Origin of the sequence: Yersinia sp. 1652 StPb PI (assembly GCF_041538345.1) — a bacterium.
Classification (GTDB): Bacteria; Pseudomonadota; Gammaproteobacteria; order Enterobacterales; family Enterobacteriaceae; genus Yersinia; species Yersinia enterocolitica_E.
In genome coordinates, this window is the sequence record NZ_JAULSM010000002.1 from 421,377 (window position 1) to 439,050 (window position 17,674).

Below are 17,674 nucleotides of genomic sequence, written 5' to 3' on the forward strand. Positions count from 1 at the left end.
AGGTACGTGAAGGTTTACTCCTCAAGTTGGAACCCGCTAATGTTCTGTTGCGATAAAAAGTCAGCCATAGCTTGCACCTCTGGGTGGTGTAAGAAATGAGTAATCTGTTTTGCTCGAATTGGCCCAATACCCGGTATTAAACTCCACTCGGCGATACTGCGTTGTTGTAGTGACCGCCATTGAGAATTGACAAGTGTACCCCGCGCAAAACCCAATGCCAGTAGCCATTGGGAAAAGGGTTTTTCCCTTGTGCTTTGAAATTGCTGATAAATATTTTCAGCACGGGCTATCCCTATACCAGGAACACCCGCTATTTGGTCTTTAGTGAGGGATAGCCACCCCACCAAATCATTGATCAGCCCATGATGGATCAGCTCTCGCCAATATCCACTACTAACACTTTGTATATCTAGTCCTTTTGGGCCACTAAGCCATGTCAAACGAGAGAGAAGTTGCGGCTCACATTCAGGAGGGATAAGGCGAAAACAGCTCAATTGATGAAATTGATCCTCTGCTGGAGGAGTGAACGTCTGCCGTTGGCTTACCCGCCAAACAACACTATCCAACCGTGGAATACCATGCCCGGCCAGTGCAATAACGATTTGATCGCCAGATGTAATATCCCACTGCCGCCAACGCGCGACCGAGCCAACATTCACTCGCCTAATCCATTTGTCATCAATTTTTACCGGTGAAACCTGTAAAACGACTGTCACTCTACCAGTGCGGCCTATCGTGAAATGTATATCTTTAATTTCAGCAACTTGCTGTTGTGGTGGGTATTTCCACGCCACAACCCAGTGCCCCGGAACGGCCTGCCAGTAGCGTCCGGCTGGCTCCTGTTCCTGTCGGATAACAACGCCATCAGTTACAAAAGGCAGCGGTGTTTGCAACCAGTGTTTGCGAAAGTGTGCAACATCGCGACTTGATACTATTGGTTTGCTGTATTTAGCGGTCAAGGGGAAGCCCATCGCTTGCAATAGTGTCCCTTTCTCCACCATGCTGCTTGGTCCATCAGGCCATGCCCATATAAAAATGCCCAATTGGGGTAGTAATGCCGCTGGAGACTTACGCATAAGTGCACCAGCAACTGTCGCCCTGGCATTGACACTACCAGACGATGCTTGTTGATGGTCGTCCATTTGTAGGAATAGCTCCCCTTGCAGCGTTAACCAGGGAGGCGCGGTAGCAATATATTGAGGAATAGCAGTAATAAATGGTGCTTTGTCAGTCCAGTTCTGGCCTTTCAAACCATTTCCTCGACTGAGAAGTTGCATCAGTTTTCCATCCTGATACACCAGTGTTACTGCAACACCATCTATTTTGGGCTGCACCCAGAGATTTTTCCGCCCCACCATCCAATCAGCCAGTGCAGCTTCATTTTTAAGTTTTTTTAGTCCGGTATGCGCAACCGGATGAAGAAACTTCCCATTACCAGGAGTAAGTCGGTTTTCCTGTTTGTCCGGCAATAAATGGCATGACTGCCATAACTGCAATTTTTCCTGCAATTGATCGTAAACATCATCGGCAAGCACGCTAATACCTTGCTGATGGTAAGCCACATTCCACTTATCCAGTTGTTTCTTGAGTGAGTTAATTTCAACCGACATTCTTTCTGGCGGCCATTCAGGGCAGATAGCTTCCGCTCTGGAGGACCAATGTATAAAACTGACTATCAACAGAACAAATATTTTTAAATTCAGCATGCTCATCAGTCCCTTTCCTTGGTGGCCGGAAGTAAAACCTGAAATGTCTTATCCGTCGAAGACCAAAAAAATTAAATGCGGGCGCTACCGAAAAATAGTTTTCTGCTTACAGCAACAAATGAAAATTACGCAATCTTCGCCGCAAAATCAGAAAATCGAGCTGTTTACAGACGAAACATTCAGGTGAAATGTGTTGTAACGCTGCATGACGCGTAGCAGCCGTGTATACTGTGCGGAGATTCACACTTCTGCTTTCTATATACACCCAAAGTAATTGGTGTTGCGGATAGGTAGCAAGCGAGCAAATCCTGATGTGCTGACTAAAGTCAGTGATTTTGGATAGAGGGCTGCTAGCGCCGTTGCAACGTCAAGTAAGAAGGGTATATCAACCTAATCAACTGAAACGTCATCATGGTCCAAGGCACGCTATACATCGTTTCCGCGCCCAGTGGGGCAGGGAAATCAAGCCTGATTCAGGCTTTGTTAAAAACACAACCGCTGTACGACACGCAGGTTTCTATTTCCCATACCACGCGTGCAATACGTCCGGGTGAGAATCACGGTGAACATTACTTCTTCATTTCTAAAGAAGAGTTTTGCCAGATGATTGATGACGATGCTTTCCTTGAGCATGCCAAAGTATTTGAAAATTACTATGGCACCTCACGTTTGGCGATTGAGCAGGTTCTTGCAACCGGTGTCGATGTATTTTTAGATATCGACTGGCAAGGTGCGCAGCAAATTCGCGCAAAAATGCCCACTGCACGCAGTATTTTTATTTTGCCGCCTTCCAAGGAAGAATTGGATCGCCGCTTGCGAGGCCGTGGGCAAGATAGCGAAGAGGTTATCGCTAAGCGAATGGCGCAAGCTGTCGCCGAGATGACCCATTACGCTGAATATGATTATTTAATCGTAAATGATGATTTCAATCTGGCTTTATCTGATCTGAAAACCATTATTCGCGCAGAACGACTGCGTTTAGGCCGCCAGAAACAGCGGCATGACGCTTTAATCACCAAATTATTGGCAGACTGAACCGAGTTTCAGTATCATGCCCCGTCATTTCGTCACCTGTGGAGTAGCAGAATTATGGCACGCGTAACTGTTCAAGACGCTGTAGAGAAAATTGGTAACCGTTTTGACCTGGTGTTGGTCGCTGCTCGTCGGGCACGTCAAATCCAGTCCGGCGGTAAAGACGCACTGGTTCCAGAAGAAAACGATAAAGTTACTGTGATTGCGCTACGCGAGATTGAAGAAGGCCTGATTACTAATCAGATTCTCGATGTTCGTGAACGCCAAGAACAGCAAGAGCAGGAAGCCGCAGAGATCCAAGCGGTAACCGCGATTGCTGAAGGTCGTCGTTAATTAGACAGCGAGTCTGCCTTGTACCTGTTTGAAAGCCTGAATCTGCTGATTCAACGTTACCTGCCAGAGGAGCAGATTAAGCGCCTCAAACAGGCATATCTTGTTGCACGTGATGCTCACGAGGGTCAGACACGCTCCAGTGGTGAGCCTTATATCACTCATCCTGTTGCTGTGGCCTGTATTCTCGCGGAGATGCGGCTCGATTACGAAACCTTAATGGCGGCGTTATTACATGACGTCATTGAAGATACTCCTGCTACATATCAAGATATGGAGCAGTTGTTTGGGAAAAGCGTAGCCGAGTTGGTCGAGGGTGTTTCTAAACTCGATAAACTGAATTTTCGTGACAAGAAAGAAGCTCAGGCGGAAAACTTCCGCAAAATGATCATGGCGATGGTGCAGGATATCCGCGTTATTTTGATCAAACTGGCTGACCGCACACATAACATGCGAACGCTGGGTTCCTTACGCCCAGATAAACGTCGCCGCATTGCACGTGAAACCCTTGAAATATATAGCCCACTGGCCCATCGGCTGGGTATCCATCATTTAAAAACCGAGTTGGAAGAGCTGGGTTTTGAAGCGCTCTACCCCAATCGCTATCGCGTAATTAAAGAAGTGGTGAAAGCCGCACGTGGTAACCGCAAAGAGATGATTCAGAAAATCTTGGCGGAGATTGAAGGGCGTCTGACTGAGGCCGGTATTCCTTGCCGAGTCAGTGGTCGTGAAAAGCATCTCTATTCCATTTATTGCAAAATGAACCTGAAAGAGCAGCGCTTTCACTCCATCATGGATATCTATGCTTTTCGGGTTATCGTCAAAGAAGTCGATACTTGCTACCGCGTGTTGGGTCAGGCTCACAGCCTGTATAAGCCACGCCCCGGTAGAGTGAAAGACTATATTGCCATCCCTAAGGCTAACGGCTATCAATCGTTACATACCTCATTAATCGGCCCTCATGGGGTTCCGGTCGAGGTACAGATTCGTACTGAAGATATGGATCAGATGGCCGAAATGGGGGTTGCTGCACACTGGGCTTATAAAGAGCAGGGTGAGTCTGGCACCACCGCACAAATTCGCGCTCAGCGCTGGATGCAAAGCTTGCTGGAGTTACAGCAAAGTGCAGGCAGCTCATTTGAATTTATTGAAAGCGTAAAATCTGATTTATTCCCTGATGAGATTTACGTTTTCACCCCAGAAGGGCGCATCGTTGAATTACCTGCCGGTGCGACACCTGTCGACTTTGCCTATGCTGTGCATACCGATATTGGCCATGCCTGTGTAGGTGCGCGTGTTGACCGTCAGCCCTACCCGCTTTCTCAGTCACTGAACAGTGGCCAGACCGTTGAGATTATTACCGCTCCGGGTGCTCGGCCAAATGCGGCCTGGCTGAACTTTGTTGTCAGCTCGAAAGCGCGAGCCAAAATTCGCCAGTTGCTGAAAAACCTGAAACGTGATGAATCGGTGAGCCTTGGCCGCCGGTTACTGAATCATGCGTTAGGAAATGGTCGAAAACTGTCTGATATTTCTGAAGATAATATCAAGCATGAACTGGACCGTATGAAACTGGCGACGCTAGATGATTTGCTAGCAGAAATTGGCTTGGGTAATGCGATGAGTGTGGTAGTGGCCAAAAACCTGTTGGGTGACCTATCAACGCTGGCGACCTCTGGCACCCGTAATCTGGCAATCAAGGGTGCCGATGGCGTCCTAATTACCTTTGCCAAGTGCTGCCGTCCTATCCCCGGTGACCCGATTATTGCTCATATCAGCCCAGGCAAAGGTTTGGTTATCCATCATGAGTCTTGCCGTAATATCCGTGGCTACCAGAAAGAGCCTGAGAAATTTATGGCGGTTGAGTGGGATCAAGAGACTGAACAAGAGTTCATTGCTGAAATTAAAGTCGATATGTTCAATCAGCAAGGTGCTTTGGCAAATCTGACTGCGGCAATCAATGCAGCCGAATCTAATATTCAGAGCCTGAATACTGAAGAGAAAGATGGCCGGGTATACAGTGCCTTTATTCGCCTGACTACCCGTGACAGGGTCCATCTGGCTAACATAATGCGTAAGATTCGTATCATGCCAGATGTGGTTAAAGTCAGCCGTAATCGTAACTAACGCCTATGAATCCTCAACGCTATGCGCGGATTTGTGAAATGCTGGCTACCAGGCAGCCGGACCTAACGGTTTGCCTGGAGCAAGTACATAAACCTCATAATGTATCCGCTATCATTCGTACAGCTGATGCTGTCGGTATCCATCAAGTACATGCAATTTGGCCAACGACTCAGATGTATACACGACTCTCTTCCGCGGCCGGCAGCAACAGTTGGGTACAAGTCAAAACACACACCCATATTAGCGATGCCATTGCTCATCTGAAATCACAGAACATGCAAGTTCTGGCAACGCATCTGTCTGATAATGCTGTCGATTTTCGTGAAATAGACTATACCCGCCCAACCTGTATTTTGATGGGACAGGAGAAGACTGGTATATCTGAGGAAGCGTTAGCACTCGCGGACCAAGACATCATTATTCCGATGATCGGCATGGTGCAATCACTCAATGTTTCTGTCGCGTCTGCGTTGATTTTATATGAAGCCCAACGGCAGCGGCAAAATGCAGGTATGTATCAGCGAGCAAAAAGTGTCTTGCCCGAAGATGAGCAGCAACGGTTACTGTTTGAGGGGGGCTATCCGGTATTGGCACAAGTCGCCAAACGGAAAGGGCTACCTCAACCGCATATTGATGAGCAGGGTCAGGTTATTGCCGATGCACAATGGTGGTCTGCCATGCAAGCCACGGAGTCTTAAATGAAAGGCCGCCTGCTGGATGCAGTACCCCTCAGTACACTTTCCGGTGTTGGTGCAAGTCAGGCTGGGAAACTGGCTAAAATGGGGTTGGAAACCATCCAAGACCTACTGCTTCATCTCCCACTGCGTTATGAAGATCGTACTCGCCTGTATCGTATTGGCGATTTAATGCCTGGTCTCTCGGTTAATGTTGAGGGCGAGGTTCTACGTTCTGATATCACCTTTGGCCGCCGCCGCATGATGACCTGCCAAATCAGCGACGGTAGTGGTGTTCTCACTCTGCGTTTCTTTAACTTCAACGCTGCGATGAAAAACAGTTTGTCTCCGGGCAAGCATGTTATCGCCTACGGCGAAGTCAAACGGGGCAATACCGGGGCGGAAATCATTCACCCTGAATATCGGGTGCATGGCGAGAACATTGGCGTTGAATTACAAGAGTCCCTGACACCCGTTTATCCCACCACCGAAGGGATTCGTCAGGCGACCTTGCGCAAACTTATCGATCAAGCGCTGGCGATGCTGGATACTTGTGTTATTGCCGAATTATTGCCGATTGAGTTAAGCCGCTCACTCATTAGCTTGCCAGAAGCTATTCATACCCTGCATCGCCCACCAGCAAATATTCAGTTGGCTGATTTAGATCAAGGCAAGCATCCTGCACAGCAGCGGCTGATCATGGAAGAGCTAGTCGCTCATAACCTCAGTATGTTGGCTGTCCGGGCCGGCGCGCAAAGCTATCGGGCATTACCGCTATTGGCAGAGCAACAACTCAAACAACGTTTTCTGGCCGCGCTACCTTTCACCCCCACGCATGCCCAGCAACGAGTAGTGGCGGAGATTGAGCAGGATATGACCCATAACTTCCCGATGATGCGATTGATTCAAGGGGACGTTGGCTCAGGAAAAACATTGGTTGCAGCCCTGGCCGCGCTACGGGCAATTGCTCACGGCAAGCAGGTTGCTTTGATGGCACCCACCGAATTACTGGCAGAACAACATGCCTCCACTTTCCGCCAATGGCTAGAACCGTTGGGGCTGCAAGTGGGCTGGCTGGCTGGCAAGCAAAAAGGTAAAGCCCGTATAGCGCAGCAAGAAGCGGTCGCCAGCGGTCAGGTTGCAATGGTTGTTGGCACCCATGCGATGTTTCAAGAACAGGTGCAGTTCTCTGGACTGGCGCTGGTTATTATTGATGAACAACATCGTTTTGGTGTTCATCAACGGCTCGCTTTATGGGAAAAGGGTGAGGAGCAAGGTTTCCATCCACATCAACTTATTATGACCGCGACCCCAATTCCAAGAACGCTGGCCATGACTGCCTATGCAGATCTTGATACCTCAGTGATTGATGAGCTTCCCCCAGGTAGAACACCGGTGACTACAGTGGCAATCCCTGATACCCGCCGCAGTGATGTTATCCAGCGAGTTAAGAATGCCTGTCTGGAAGAGGGTCGGCAAGCTTATTGGGTCTGCACACTGATTGAGGAATCTGAAGTCCTGGAAGCGCAGGCCGCCGAAGTAACTTGTGAAGAACTGAAAATTGCTTTGCCGGAAATTAAAGTCGGTTTAGTTCATGGGCGCATGAAAGGACCAGAAAAACAGGCAGTTATGCAGGCATTTAAACAGGGTGAGTTGCAGCTATTGGTGGCAACCACAGTGATCGAGGTTGGGGTCGATGTGCCTAACGCCAGCCTGATGATAATCGATAACCCGGAACGCTTGGGGTTAGCGCAATTACATCAGTTACGAGGCCGTGTCGGCCGTGGTGCTGTCGCCTCTCATTGTGTATTACTCTATAAAACGCCGTTGAGTAAAACCGCCCAAATGCGTTTACAAGTGTTGCGTGATAGTAATGATGGCTTTGTCATTGCCCAGCGGGATTTAGAAATCCGTGGACCGGGCGAATTGTTGGGGACACGGCAAACTGGAAGCGCGGAGTTCAAAGTGGCTGATTTACTGCGCGATCAGGCGATGATTCCCGAAGTCCAACGGGTAGCTCGCCATCTGCACCAGCAATATCCTGAACATGCACGCGCATTGATTGAGCGCTGGCTACCAGAGCGAGCGCGTTACACTAACGCTTAATGAATAAGGGGCAAGTAAACTCGCCCCAGAGTACAGCTACCCTACCACCGCCGGGAATATTGGCAGTAAAAGATAAAGCTTAATCACGATCGCATTAGCGATATCAATAAAGAATGCACCTACCATTGGCACCACTAAGAACGCCAGATGAGATGGGCCAAAACGGTCAGTAATCGCTTGCATATTGGCGATTGCAGTCGGTGTTGCACCCAGACCAAAACCACAGTGCCCCGCCGCCAGTACCGCTGCATCATAGTTTTTTCCCATGATGCGATAAGTGACAAAGATAGCGTACAACGCCATCGCCAGTGCCTGAACTGACAAAATTACCAGCATCGGTAATGCCAGTGAAGCCAGCTCCCAGAGCTTCAAACTCATCAGTGCCATTGCCAAAAACAGTGACAGACTGACATTGCCCAGCACTGATACCGCACGATCAAAGACTTTATAGAAGCCGATTGCCGACAACGTGTTACTGAGGATAACCCCGACAAACAGCACACAAACAAAGATTGGCAGTTCAAACATCGTGCCCTGCAACCAACCCGCAATCACATTGCCTGCCATCAGGCAGATAGCTATCATGGCGATGGTTTCAACTAACACCAACGAGGTGATCATGCGCCCGGCCGAAGGCTTTTCAAATGCGGAAGGGACTTCGCTGTCCTCCGGCGTACCATCGGGTGTGGAAGATCGCTTCACCAGGTAGCGGGCTACCGGGCCACCAATCAATCCCCCCAGCACCAAACCAAATGTTGCACAAGCCATAGCAACTTCTGTCGCATTTTCAAAGCCATAGCGTTCAGAAAAGAGTTTACTCCACGCAGCACCAGTACCGTGCCCACCTGATAAGGTAATTGAGCCAGCGAGTAACCCCATCAGCGGGTCTAGCCCCATCAATTTAGCAAGCGCAATACCAATTGCGTTTTGCATGAGCAACAAACCAATGACCACAAACACAAATACGCTCAAGGCTTTGCCACCAGCACGTAAGCTAGCCAGATTGGCATTCAAACCAATAGTTGCAAAAAATGCCAGCATCAAGGGATCTTTGAGCGACATATCAAAACTGATTTCCCAGCCAAGAGTCTTTTGCATCAGCAACATCAAGAAGGCAACCAACAAACCGCCGGCTACCGGTTCAGGAATAGTGTATTTTTTCAGGAATGGGACAGTTTGTACGAGTTTTCGGCCTAATAATAAAACCAAGCAGGCCGCGACTAGCGTGCCATAGGTATCGAGATGAAACATCTTGGTACTCCATGCGATTAAAATATCGATTAAAAATATGACGTTAGACAGTTCCTTAAAAACGCCAAAACAGTTAAGGAAGGGATTAGAAGAAAAAACGCCGCCCATTACAAGTTTAGTAATAGAAAAATGCAGGTGAGCACCGAATAGAATTATTTTTAAAAACGCAGCGCAACCGATTGCTTTTGTGAGCCGGATCATTAAAATGCCCTCTTTGCCGATCCGGGAATGCCACTCCATGTCTACGCAATCCGCCGAGCTTGATACACCACAGCAAGCAGCCACTCGCCCCAGCGAATTGATTTACCGTTTAGAAGACCGCCCCCCACTCGCCCAAACATTGTTCGCTGCTTGCCAGCATTTATTGGCGATGTTTGTCGCAGTGATAACCCCTGGCTTATTGATTTGTCAGGCGCTGGGACTACCAGCGGAAGATACCCAACGCATTATTAGCATGTCGCTGTTTGCCTCCGGCTTGGCATCGTTACTGCAAATTAAAACCTGGGGGCCAGTTGGCTCTGGCCTATTATCGATTCAGGGCACCAGTTTTAACTTTGTTTCGCCATTGATTATGGGTGGCCTGGCGCTAAAAAACGGCGGCGCAGATATCCCAACCATGATGGCGGCACTGTTTGGTACGCTAATGGTGGCGTCCTGCACCGAAATTATACTTTCCCGCTTCCTGCATCTGGCGCGCCGCATTATCACCCCACTGGTATCTGGTATCGTGGTGATGATCATCGGTTTGTCATTGATTCAGGTTGGGCTGACATCAATTGGCGGCGGTTATGGTGCAATGAGTGACCATACCTTTGGCGCACCGAAAAACCTGCTATTAGCGGGTGCCGTATTAGTGGTGATTATTCTACTGAACCGCCAGCGCAACCCGTATTTGCGTGTGGCCTCTTTAGTCATTGCGATGGCCGTGGGTTACTTGCTGGCCTGGTCGTTGGGTATGTTGCCAGAGAGCCGCCCAGTGGTAGATACCGCGCTGATCACTATCCCAACACCACTCTATTATGGCCTCTCCTTTGATTGGAATCTGCTGGTACCACTGATGTTAATCTTCATGGTGACCTCACTGGAGACCATTGGTGATATCACCGCGACCTCGGATGTCTCTGAGCAACCGGTTCATGGCCCGTTGTATATGAAACGCCTGAAAGGTGGTGTGCTGGCGAATGGTTTGAACTCCATGCTGTCGGCGGTGTTCAACACCTTCCCTAACTCCTGCTTCGGCCAGAACAATGGCGTGATCCAGTTGACCGGTGTCGCCAGTCGTTATGTCGGTTTCGTTGTCGCACTGATGCTGATTGTACTGGGCTTGTTCCCGGCGGTTGCAGGTTTCGTGCAACATATTCCTGAACCCGTGCTGGGGGGCGCCACGCTGGTGATGTTCGGTACCATTGCCGCTTCCGGCGTGCGTATTGTCTCTCGTGAAACACTCAATCGCCGCGCTATTATGATTATGGCTCTGTCATTGGCAGTTGGTATGGGTGTGGCACAACAGCCATTGATTCTACAATTCGCGCCAGATTGGGTAAAAACACTGCTTTCTTCCGGGATTGCTGCCGGTGGTATTACTGCCATTGTGCTTAACTTACTCTTCCCACAAGAAAAATAATCTTTACATCAACACGTCAATGAAATGGCCGGTCGTAAACGATCCCGGCCATTTTTTTATCGCCGGATAACTGATTGTCTATTGAGCTCATGGACAAATTACGGCATAAACAGGGTTCCGTATCACCGACAGGCGTGGAAAGACCGGATGAAATTTCTCGGGAAAGTGCTGCTAACGTTATTACTACTACTGGTGCTGTCCGTAGTGCTGTGTTACGTATTGCTCCAAACCAGTTGGGCTGCCGGTTGGCTGAGCCGTTGGGTTAGTGATAATAGTGAATATCGCCTCTCTCTGGGTAAAATAGACCACTCATGGTCCCAACCGGGACAAATCAGTTTCAGTGATATCACTCTGGGCCGGGCCAATCAGCCTCCGTTTCTTGTTGCCCAACAAGCGCTGTTTGGCCTGAGTTGGCGGCAACTGACCGAGCCTCGACACCTTCTCAGTCTCAATCTGCAAAATGGTCGTTTAATCCTCAGTAATAGCCCATCACCGCTGCCATTACAGGCTGATACCTTGCAGTTGACTAATATGGCCCTCGATACCACTCTTGAGGCGAAAAACTCAGCCGCTCAGTGGAAGATTGCGGGTCAACAAGTGACTGGCGGTTTGGTGCCTTGGCAGCCACAACCGGGTAATAGCCTTGGCGAAAATGCTCAATTTCAGTTTAGTGCCGGTTCTTTAACTATTAACGGTATTACCGCGCAACAACTTTATCTGCAAGGCTCGATACAGAAAAATGCCCTGACCCTAACCAATTTCGGCGCAGATATCGCGCAGGGTGAATTGACAGGTAACGCCAGCCAAGCGGCTGATGGCAGTTGGCTGGTCGATCGCCTGCGGCTCAGCAATATCCGCCTGCAAACACCAGCATCGATAGATGATGTTTGGAATACATTCTTACAACTCCCGCCGATTACGCTAAAACGCTTTGATTTAATTGATGCGCGAGTAGAAGGGAAAAGCTGGGCATTTAATGACCTGGATTTGACGCTAAAAAATATCACGTTTAAACAAGGTGATTGGCAAACTGAGGATGGCGAACTGTCCTTCAATGCCGGTGATATTATCAAGGGTAATATTCATCTGATTGACCCAATAGCAACATTTGCTTTATCTCCGGCTGGCGTCGCAATTAATCAGTTCTCAACCCGCTGGCAGGATGGTCTATTAAGAACTCAGGGGAATTGGGCGCGCGATACTCATCGCCTGCAATTGGATGAACTGACACTGGTCGCGCTGGTTTACACTCTGCCTGCCGATTGGAAGCAACAATGGCAACAAACATTGCCAAACTGGCTATCCGAGGTGTACGTCGGCAAGCTTAGTGCTAATCGTAACTTGTTGATTGATATCAGCCCTGACTTCCCCTTCCAGATTACATCGCTGGACGCCGCAGGCACTAACTTACTGTTGGCAAAAAACCATCAGTGGGGTGTATGGTCTGGCTCATTAATGTTGAATGCAGGTAATGCGACATTTAATAAAAATGATATTCGCCGTCCGTCACTGGCCCTTAATGCCAATGAACAACAGATTACATTTAGTGAGTTAAGCGCATTCACCAAAGAGGGCTTACTGGAGTCCACCGCCAGTATTGACCAAACGCCTGCCCGAGCCTTATCACTGGCGCTGACCGGCCGTTCTGTCAATCTGGATATCTTACAAAACTGGGGCTGGCCAGCATTACCGTTACAAGGCCTGGGCAACCTAAAATTACAGATAAAAGGAAGTCTGGCTGCCGATACACCATTGAAACCTACTGTTAGCGGCTCTCTACAAGCTACTGACAGCAATGGGCAACAAGTCAATCAAACTATGCAGCATGGTGAAGTGCATAGCGTAGCGGGGCAATAAGGGCGTTTTACACTGCCCTACCAGATTGCTGCTGGGCGACAACGCCGATTACATGATATTTTTCATGTAATCGGCACAGAAATTTATCCTACATAAGAGGGAACGAACCCGAATATTCAAAGAAACTCTGCGGGACATAATTATTAATCTTATTTTCATAACAATACTCTATAACTTGGCGTTTACTGGCTACACCGGTTTTCCGATAGATATTTTGGGTTATATTGCACACTGACCGGGTTGATAAATGGATTTTTTTAGCAATCTCTTTACTTGAGAAAGCATGTAAAATATAAAATAATACCTCCCATTCTCTTTTAGTAAAAAGATCTGATGGCGGGGTGAATACAAGTGAGGTGGGGACTTTTATTTTATTTAGGCGAGTTAACATTATATCAGTTACAGGCCTGGCATGTAAGATAACCCCCCGTGACACTCCAACTTCATCTATTAATGGAAATTTATCAAAGAAATAAGGTGTAAAATAAGAAAGCCCATCAAGCAAATGTATTTCAACCGATGTTGCACGATCTTGCAATAATTCAACCCTACGATCTTGCCTCTGAAAATCATCCTGAAACTCTGCTGTTGGCGAAGGAATCTCACCATCTAGCCGCCCCTCCATACTATATTTATTAGGTAAGGCTAATAATTTATGATATCTCATATTGGCATAAATAAATTTCGATTGATTATCTTTAACTCCCCAAGGCTCTGAACTGTGTTCCCAAAATCGTATTAATACCTCAAGCGAGTTTAGTAGTTTTTTATCCATTACCATATTCTCCTTAAGTTTAACTCCTTCTCACTCTACATAAGTGGAAAAGAACCCGAGTATTCAAAGAAACTCTGCGGCACATAATTATTTATCTTCTGCTCATAACAATATTCTATAACTTGCCGTTTACTGGCTACACCGGTTTTCCGATAGATATTTTGGGTTATATTGCACACTGACCTGGTTGATAAATGGATCTTTTTAGCAATTTCTTTACTTGAGAAAGCATGTAAAATATAAAACAATACCTCCCATTCTCTTTTGGTGAATAATGCAGATGGAGGTGTAAAGATAAGTGATGTAGGAACTTTTATCTTATTTAAACGAGTTAAAATGATGTCTTGTACTGGTCTGGCATGACAAATAACCCCCCTGGATACACCGTTTTCATCTATTAATGGATATTTGTCACTAAAATAAGGTGTGAAATATGAGCACCCATCATATAGCTGAATATCGACTGATGCTACACGGTCCTGTGATAATTCCACCTGACGATCCTGCTGTTGAAATTCAACCTGAAAATCTGCTGATGGTGTAGGAATCTCACCATCTAACCGACCTTCAAGGCTGTATTTTTCAGGTAAATTAAATAATTTATAAACTCTCCTATTTGCATAAATAAATCTTGATTGATCATCTTTTACCGCCCAAGGTTCTGAACTATGCTCCCAAAACCGTATTAATACCTCAAGTGATTTCTTCAGATTTTCTTCCATCTCAACCTCCCTATTATATTTGGTTTGTCCTTACCCTGCGAGTGGAAAAGAACCCGAGTATTCAAAGAAACTCTGCGGCACATAATTATTTATCTTCTGCTCATAACAATACTCTATAACCTGCCGTTTATTGGCTACACCGGTTTTCCGATAGATGCTTTGGATTATATTGCACACTGACCGGGTTGATAAATAGATTTTTTTAGCAATTTCTTTACTTGAGAAGTCATGTAAAATATAAAACAATACCTCCCACTCCCTTTTAGTAAAAAGATCTGATGGTGGGGTAAAGATAAGTGAGGTGGGGACTTTTATTTTATTTAGCCGAGTTAACATTATATCTTGTACGGGCCGCCCATGACAAATAACCCCCCTGGATACACCGTTTTCATCTATTAATGGGTATTTATCAACGAAATAAGGTTGGAAATATGAATGTCCATCCCACTCATGAATTTCAACCGCAGTTATACGATCCTGCAATAATTCAACCTTTCGATCATGCTGCTGAAATTCAGCCTGAAAATCTGATATTGGTGACGGAAGCTCACCATCTAATCTTCCATCCATACTAAAATTAGCGGGTAAGGCTAACAATTTATGTAATCGCGGATTTCCATATATATATATAGATTGATTATCTTTAACCCCCCAAGGTTCTGAACTATGCTCCCAAAACCGTATTAATACCTCAAGTGATTTCTTCATATTTTCTTCCATCTCAACCTCCCTATTATATTTAGTTTGTCCTTACCCTGCGAGTGGAAAAGAACCCGAATATTCAAAGAAACTCTGCGGCACATAATTATTTATCTTCTGCTCATAACAATATTCTATAACTTGCCGTTTACTGGCTACACCGGTTTTTCGATAGATGCTTTGGGTTATATTGCACACTGACCGGGTTGATAAATGGATCTTTTTAGCAATTTCTTTACTTGAGAAAGCATGTAAGATATAAAACAACACCTCCCACTCCCTTTTAGTAAAAAAATCTGATGGTGGGGTAAAGATAAGTGATGTAGGAACTTTTATCTTATTTAAACGAGTTAAAATGATGTCTTGCACTGGTCGAACATGACAAATAACACCTTGAGACACACCATTTCCATCTATTAATGGATATTTATCACATAAATAAGGCTGAAGGTGAGAACGCCCATCCCATACATGTACTTCAACTGTTGTTATGCGGTCTTGTAATGATTCCACCTTTCGGTCATGCTCTTGCCACTCATCCTGAAATTCCGCCATTGGTGTAGGCATTTCTCCATCTAATCGCCCTTCCAGACTATACTTATCCGGCAAACCTAATAATTTATGATTTCTAGGATTTGAATAGACGAATCTTGATTGATTATCTCTTACTACCCAAGGTTCAGAACTGTGCTCCCAAAATCGTATTAGTACTTCAAGCGATTTTAGTAGTGTCTTATCCATCATTACTTTCTCCTTAAATTTACATTCTCTTTCCCCGCGAGTGGGAAAGAGCCTGAGTATTCAAAGAAACTTTGTGGCACATAATTATTTATCTTCTGCTCATAACAATATTCTATAACCTGTTTTTTACTGGTCACACCCGCCTTTCTATAGATATTTTGAATTATATTGCACACTGACCGGGTTGATAAATGGATTTTTTTAGCAATCTCGGGGCTTGAAAAAGCATGTAAAATATAAAATAACACCTCCCACTCTCTTTTGGTAAATGACCCTGATGGGGGAGTAAAGATAAGTGAGGTGGGAACTTTTATTTTATTTAAATGCGTTAATATTATATCTTCTACTGGTCTTGCATGAAAAATAAGCCCCTGTGAAATGCCGAGTTCATCTATTAATGGGTACTTATCACAAAAGTAAGGTTGAAAATAGGAACGTCGCTCAAATGCATGTATTTCAATCGTTGTCGCTCGTTCTTTCGATAATATCGCCTGACGATCATGTTCCTGAAATTCAGTCTGAAACTCTGCCGTTGGTGCTGGAAGCTCACCATCCAATCGCCCTTCCACACTAAATTTATCAGGTAACCCTAATAATTTACCAAACCTATTATTTGCATAAATAAATACTGACTTGTTATCTTTCACCTCCCAAGCTTCCGAACTATTTTCCCAAAATGGTATTAACATTTTAAGCGAGTTTAGTAGTGTCTTATCCATTTAAACCACCCTCTTAACGTTAGTTTTGCCTTACTCTTCGAATAATCATCCGCCCTCGATAATCGATGAACCTACTGGGCCATATCTCTCGAGGGGAAACACCGATAGCGTCTGCAATAATTACTTCTCCCTTGGGCCACGGGCGTGTTAGCGCGTTAGCTAATGTACTTGGCGAAAGCCCACTCTCTCTTGATAATGCTGCTAGTGAGCCTTTCGCTTTCCGTATTGCAGCTAAAATATCTTGTCTATGCCAATCTCTATCCATTTTAATTCACTCCCATTAAAAAATTTATGATAAATTCCTTAATTAAATAACTCAGACTAGTTTAGATTTATCTATAGTTAGTTATTTAATAAAATAATATTAAGGGTTAATTTACATTTATAAATAGCAAACAGCAGATGTTAATTTATTAAATAACGATTACGCTGTATGATCCAGTGCATTAGTTACTCTTTTTTTAAAAAAACCAAATAAAACAACCCTGCATTATTTAGCTAAACATAGATTATAGATAATTTAACGATGATAAATTAAAGAAAAAGTTAAGAAAGGAGGTTTATAAAACTACACTAAAAAATATTGAAGTAAACCGATAAACAACTCGATAGCACCGTTTATCGGTTTACTATTTCAAATTACTCATTAATTAACTAATAACTAGCCATAAACCAACAAATTCATAGCCACTGAGTTGTTCAAAGAGTTCAGCTGTTGGATTACCCCAATCATTATCACGAACTCCGGTGGCGGGATCGTAATAAAGTCCGTCGGAACCACGGGCTAACATGTGAAGAGCTTGCGGGCCGGAAGCCACACAAATCAATTGTACTTGCCCATGAGCCGGCTCTACATAAACAGCATCCGTATGTACATTTGGCTCCCCTACCACCGCCACACAGGCAGCTTGCTCAGCTGGATACAGCGCCCCCAAGGCATATAAGCCAGCAGCGGTGATATTCACCGATACCACCCGTGCGAAATCTATCGCCACAGCCGCCATTGCCGCAGGTGAGTTATATCCGCCACCCGCAACGTTTGCCCCACCATCGGGGTTAAGTATCCCAGTCAGACCATAGATCTTATCCTTAGCGTTAATAAAATCATCGTCTTGTTGAATGACATTATTATTTTCTCCATAAGTGATAATGGTACTTTCCGGCCACAGTGCAAATGCAGCCAATGTGGCAGTTAATGCATAAGCACCACACTCATTACTGAGCGGTGGCTGAGTCAGTTGACTAACAGGATTCGGAAATTGGCCCAATAATAGATTTAGCGAAATACTGGTTGTTAGATTAGGCATATAGCCT

Annotated in this window: 16 protein-coding genes; 7 read left to right on the forward strand and 9 right to left on the reverse strand. The window is 45.7% G+C overall.

Going from position 1 to position 17,674, the window contains the following annotated elements; genetic code table 11:
* Window positions 1-14: 14 nt before the first annotated feature.
* Window positions 15-1,712, reverse strand: a complete 1,698-nt coding sequence (ligB, locus tag Q2T71_RS18565) for an NAD-dependent DNA ligase LigB (RefSeq protein ID WP_372560151.1) — start codon at window positions 1,710-1,712, stop codon at window positions 15-17.
* Window positions 1,713-2,117: 405 nt separating this feature from the next.
* Between ligB and gmk the strand changes: the two genes are divergently transcribed.
* The 5 genes from gmk to recG are packed head-to-tail and all read left to right on the forward strand — an operon-like array spanning window position 2,118 to window position 7,972.
* A complete protein-coding gene (gmk, locus tag Q2T71_RS18570; RefSeq protein WP_005191120.1) occupies window positions 2,118-2,741 on the forward strand; it encodes a guanylate kinase in 624 nt (207 codons plus the stop codon).
* A gap of 54 nt (window positions 2,742-2,795) precedes the next feature.
* Window positions 2,796-3,071, forward strand: a complete 276-nt coding sequence (gene rpoZ / locus Q2T71_RS18575) for a DNA-directed RNA polymerase subunit omega (protein WP_004392061.1) — start codon at window positions 2,796-2,798, stop codon at window positions 3,069-3,071.
* An 18-nt stretch (window positions 3,072-3,089) separates the two neighbouring features.
* A complete protein-coding gene (gene spoT, locus Q2T71_RS18580; protein ID WP_083161661.1) occupies window positions 3,090-5,192 on the forward strand; it encodes a bifunctional GTP diphosphokinase/guanosine-3',5'-bis pyrophosphate 3'-pyrophosphohydrolase in 2,103 nt (700 codons plus the stop codon).
* Between the two features lie 5 nt (window positions 5,193-5,197).
* Window positions 5,198-5,890 carry a tRNA (guanosine(18)-2'-O)-methyltransferase TrmH gene (trmH, locus tag Q2T71_RS18585; protein WP_083161659.1) on the forward strand — a complete coding sequence of 231 codons (693 nt, stop codon included), beginning with the start codon at window positions 5,198-5,200 and terminating at the stop codon, window positions 5,888-5,890.
* On the forward strand, window positions 5,891-7,972 hold the full coding sequence (gene recG, locus Q2T71_RS18590) for an ATP-dependent DNA helicase RecG (protein ID WP_372560152.1): 2,082 nt from the start codon (window positions 5,891-5,893) through the stop codon (window positions 7,970-7,972).
* A gap of 36 nt (window positions 7,973-8,008) precedes the next feature.
* Here recG and gltS read toward each other — a convergent pair whose 3' ends face one another.
* Entirely contained in the window at window positions 8,009-9,223 is a 1,215-nt protein-coding gene (gene gltS / locus Q2T71_RS18595) for a sodium/glutamate symporter (protein WP_083163981.1), read from the reverse strand.
* Window positions 9,224-9,461: 238 nt separating this feature from the next.
* Here gltS and Q2T71_RS18600 point away from each other — a divergent pair, with 238 nt between their 5' ends.
* Together Q2T71_RS18600 and Q2T71_RS18605 are read left to right on the forward strand one after the other, a co-directional pair.
* Window positions 9,462-10,847: a uracil-xanthine permease family protein gene (locus Q2T71_RS18600; protein WP_083161655.1), complete on the forward strand. Its 1,386-nt coding sequence runs from the start codon at window positions 9,462-9,464 to the stop codon at window positions 10,845-10,847.
* Window positions 10,848-10,994: 147 nt separating this feature from the next.
* Window positions 10,995-12,704: an AsmA family protein gene (locus tag Q2T71_RS18605; RefSeq protein WP_372560153.1), complete on the forward strand. Its 1,710-nt coding sequence runs from the start codon at window positions 10,995-10,997 to the stop codon at window positions 12,702-12,704.
* A gap of 88 nt (window positions 12,705-12,792) precedes the next feature.
* Here Q2T71_RS18605 and Q2T71_RS18610 read toward each other — a convergent pair whose 3' ends face one another.
* The 7 genes from Q2T71_RS18610 to Q2T71_RS18640 form a co-directional block, all read right to left on the reverse strand.
* A complete protein-coding gene (locus tag Q2T71_RS18610; RefSeq protein WP_372560154.1) occupies window positions 12,793-13,479 on the reverse strand; it encodes a helix-turn-helix transcriptional regulator in 687 nt (228 codons plus the stop codon).
* Window positions 13,480-13,514: 35 nt separating this feature from the next.
* Window positions 13,515-14,201 carry a helix-turn-helix transcriptional regulator gene (locus tag Q2T71_RS18615; RefSeq protein WP_372560155.1) on the reverse strand — a complete coding sequence of 229 codons (687 nt, stop codon included), beginning with the start codon at window positions 14,199-14,201 and terminating at the stop codon, window positions 13,515-13,517.
* A 30-nt stretch (window positions 14,202-14,231) separates the two neighbouring features.
* Window positions 14,232-14,921, reverse strand: coding sequence for a helix-turn-helix transcriptional regulator (locus Q2T71_RS18620; protein WP_372560156.1), 690 nt, complete (start codon window positions 14,919-14,921; stop codon window positions 14,232-14,234).
* A 30-nt stretch (window positions 14,922-14,951) separates the two neighbouring features.
* Window positions 14,952-15,641, reverse strand: a complete 690-nt coding sequence (locus Q2T71_RS18625) for a helix-turn-helix transcriptional regulator (protein WP_372560676.1) — start codon at window positions 15,639-15,641, stop codon at window positions 14,952-14,954.
* 2 nt (window positions 15,642-15,643) lie between these two features.
* Window positions 15,644-16,360 carry a helix-turn-helix transcriptional regulator gene (locus Q2T71_RS18630; protein WP_372560157.1) on the reverse strand — a complete coding sequence of 239 codons (717 nt, stop codon included), beginning with the start codon at window positions 16,358-16,360 and terminating at the stop codon, window positions 15,644-15,646.
* 19 nt (window positions 16,361-16,379) lie between these two features.
* Window positions 16,380-16,625: a helix-turn-helix transcriptional regulator gene (locus tag Q2T71_RS18635; RefSeq protein WP_083161647.1), complete on the reverse strand. Its 246-nt coding sequence runs from the start codon at window positions 16,623-16,625 to the stop codon at window positions 16,380-16,382.
* A gap of 385 nt (window positions 16,626-17,010) precedes the next feature.
* On the reverse strand, window positions 17,011-17,667 hold the full coding sequence (locus Q2T71_RS18640; RefSeq protein WP_083161645.1) for a hypothetical protein: 657 nt from the start codon (window positions 17,665-17,667) through the stop codon (window positions 17,011-17,013).
* Window positions 17,668-17,674: the final 7 nt, after the last annotated feature.

What these genes read in the sequence shown, in the direction of transcription:
- Q2T71_RS18620 (WP_372560156.1), bottom strand. Translation starts at nt 14,921, where the DNA reads ATGGAAGAAAATATGAAGAAATCACTTGAGGTATTAATACGGTTTTGG.
- Q2T71_RS18640 (WP_083161645.1), bottom strand. Translation starts at nt 17,667, where the DNA reads ATGCCTAATCTAACAACCAGTATTTCGCTAAATCTATTATTGGGCCAA.
- Q2T71_RS18600 (WP_083161655.1), top strand. Translation starts at nt 9,462, where the DNA reads ATGTCTACGCAATCCGCCGAGCTTGATACACCACAGCAAGCAGCCACT.
- ligB (WP_372560151.1), bottom strand. Translation starts at nt 1,712, where the DNA reads ATGAGCATGCTGAATTTAAAAATATTTGTTCTGTTGATAGTCAGTTTT.
- Q2T71_RS18625 (WP_372560676.1), bottom strand. Translation starts at nt 15,641, where the DNA reads ATGGATAAGACACTACTAAAATCGCTTGAAGTACTAATACGATTTTGG.
- gmk (WP_005191120.1), top strand. Translation starts at nt 2,118, where the DNA reads ATGGTCCAAGGCACGCTATACATCGTTTCCGCGCCCAGTGGGGCAGGG.
- gltS (WP_083163981.1), bottom strand. Translation starts at nt 9,223, where the DNA reads ATGTTTCATCTCGATACCTATGGCACGCTAGTCGCGGCCTGCTTGGTT.
- trmH (WP_083161659.1), top strand. Translation starts at nt 5,198, where the DNA reads ATGAATCCTCAACGCTATGCGCGGATTTGTGAAATGCTGGCTACCAGG.
- recG (WP_372560152.1), top strand. Translation starts at nt 5,891, where the DNA reads ATGAAAGGCCGCCTGCTGGATGCAGTACCCCTCAGTACACTTTCCGGT.
- rpoZ (WP_004392061.1), top strand. Translation starts at nt 2,796, where the DNA reads ATGGCACGCGTAACTGTTCAAGACGCTGTAGAGAAAATTGGTAACCGT.
- Q2T71_RS18605 (WP_372560153.1), top strand. Translation starts at nt 10,995, where the DNA reads ATGAAATTTCTCGGGAAAGTGCTGCTAACGTTATTACTACTACTGGTG.
- Q2T71_RS18610 (WP_372560154.1), bottom strand. Translation starts at nt 13,479, where the DNA reads ATGGATAAAAAACTACTAAACTCGCTTGAGGTATTAATACGATTTTGG.
- Q2T71_RS18615 (WP_372560155.1), bottom strand. Translation starts at nt 14,201, where the DNA reads ATGGAAGAAAATCTGAAGAAATCACTTGAGGTATTAATACGGTTTTGG.
- Q2T71_RS18635 (WP_083161647.1), bottom strand. Translation starts at nt 16,625, where the DNA reads ATGGATAGAGATTGGCATAGACAAGATATTTTAGCTGCAATACGGAAA.
- Q2T71_RS18630 (WP_372560157.1), bottom strand. Translation starts at nt 16,360, where the DNA reads ATGGATAAGACACTACTAAACTCGCTTAAAATGTTAATACCATTTTGG.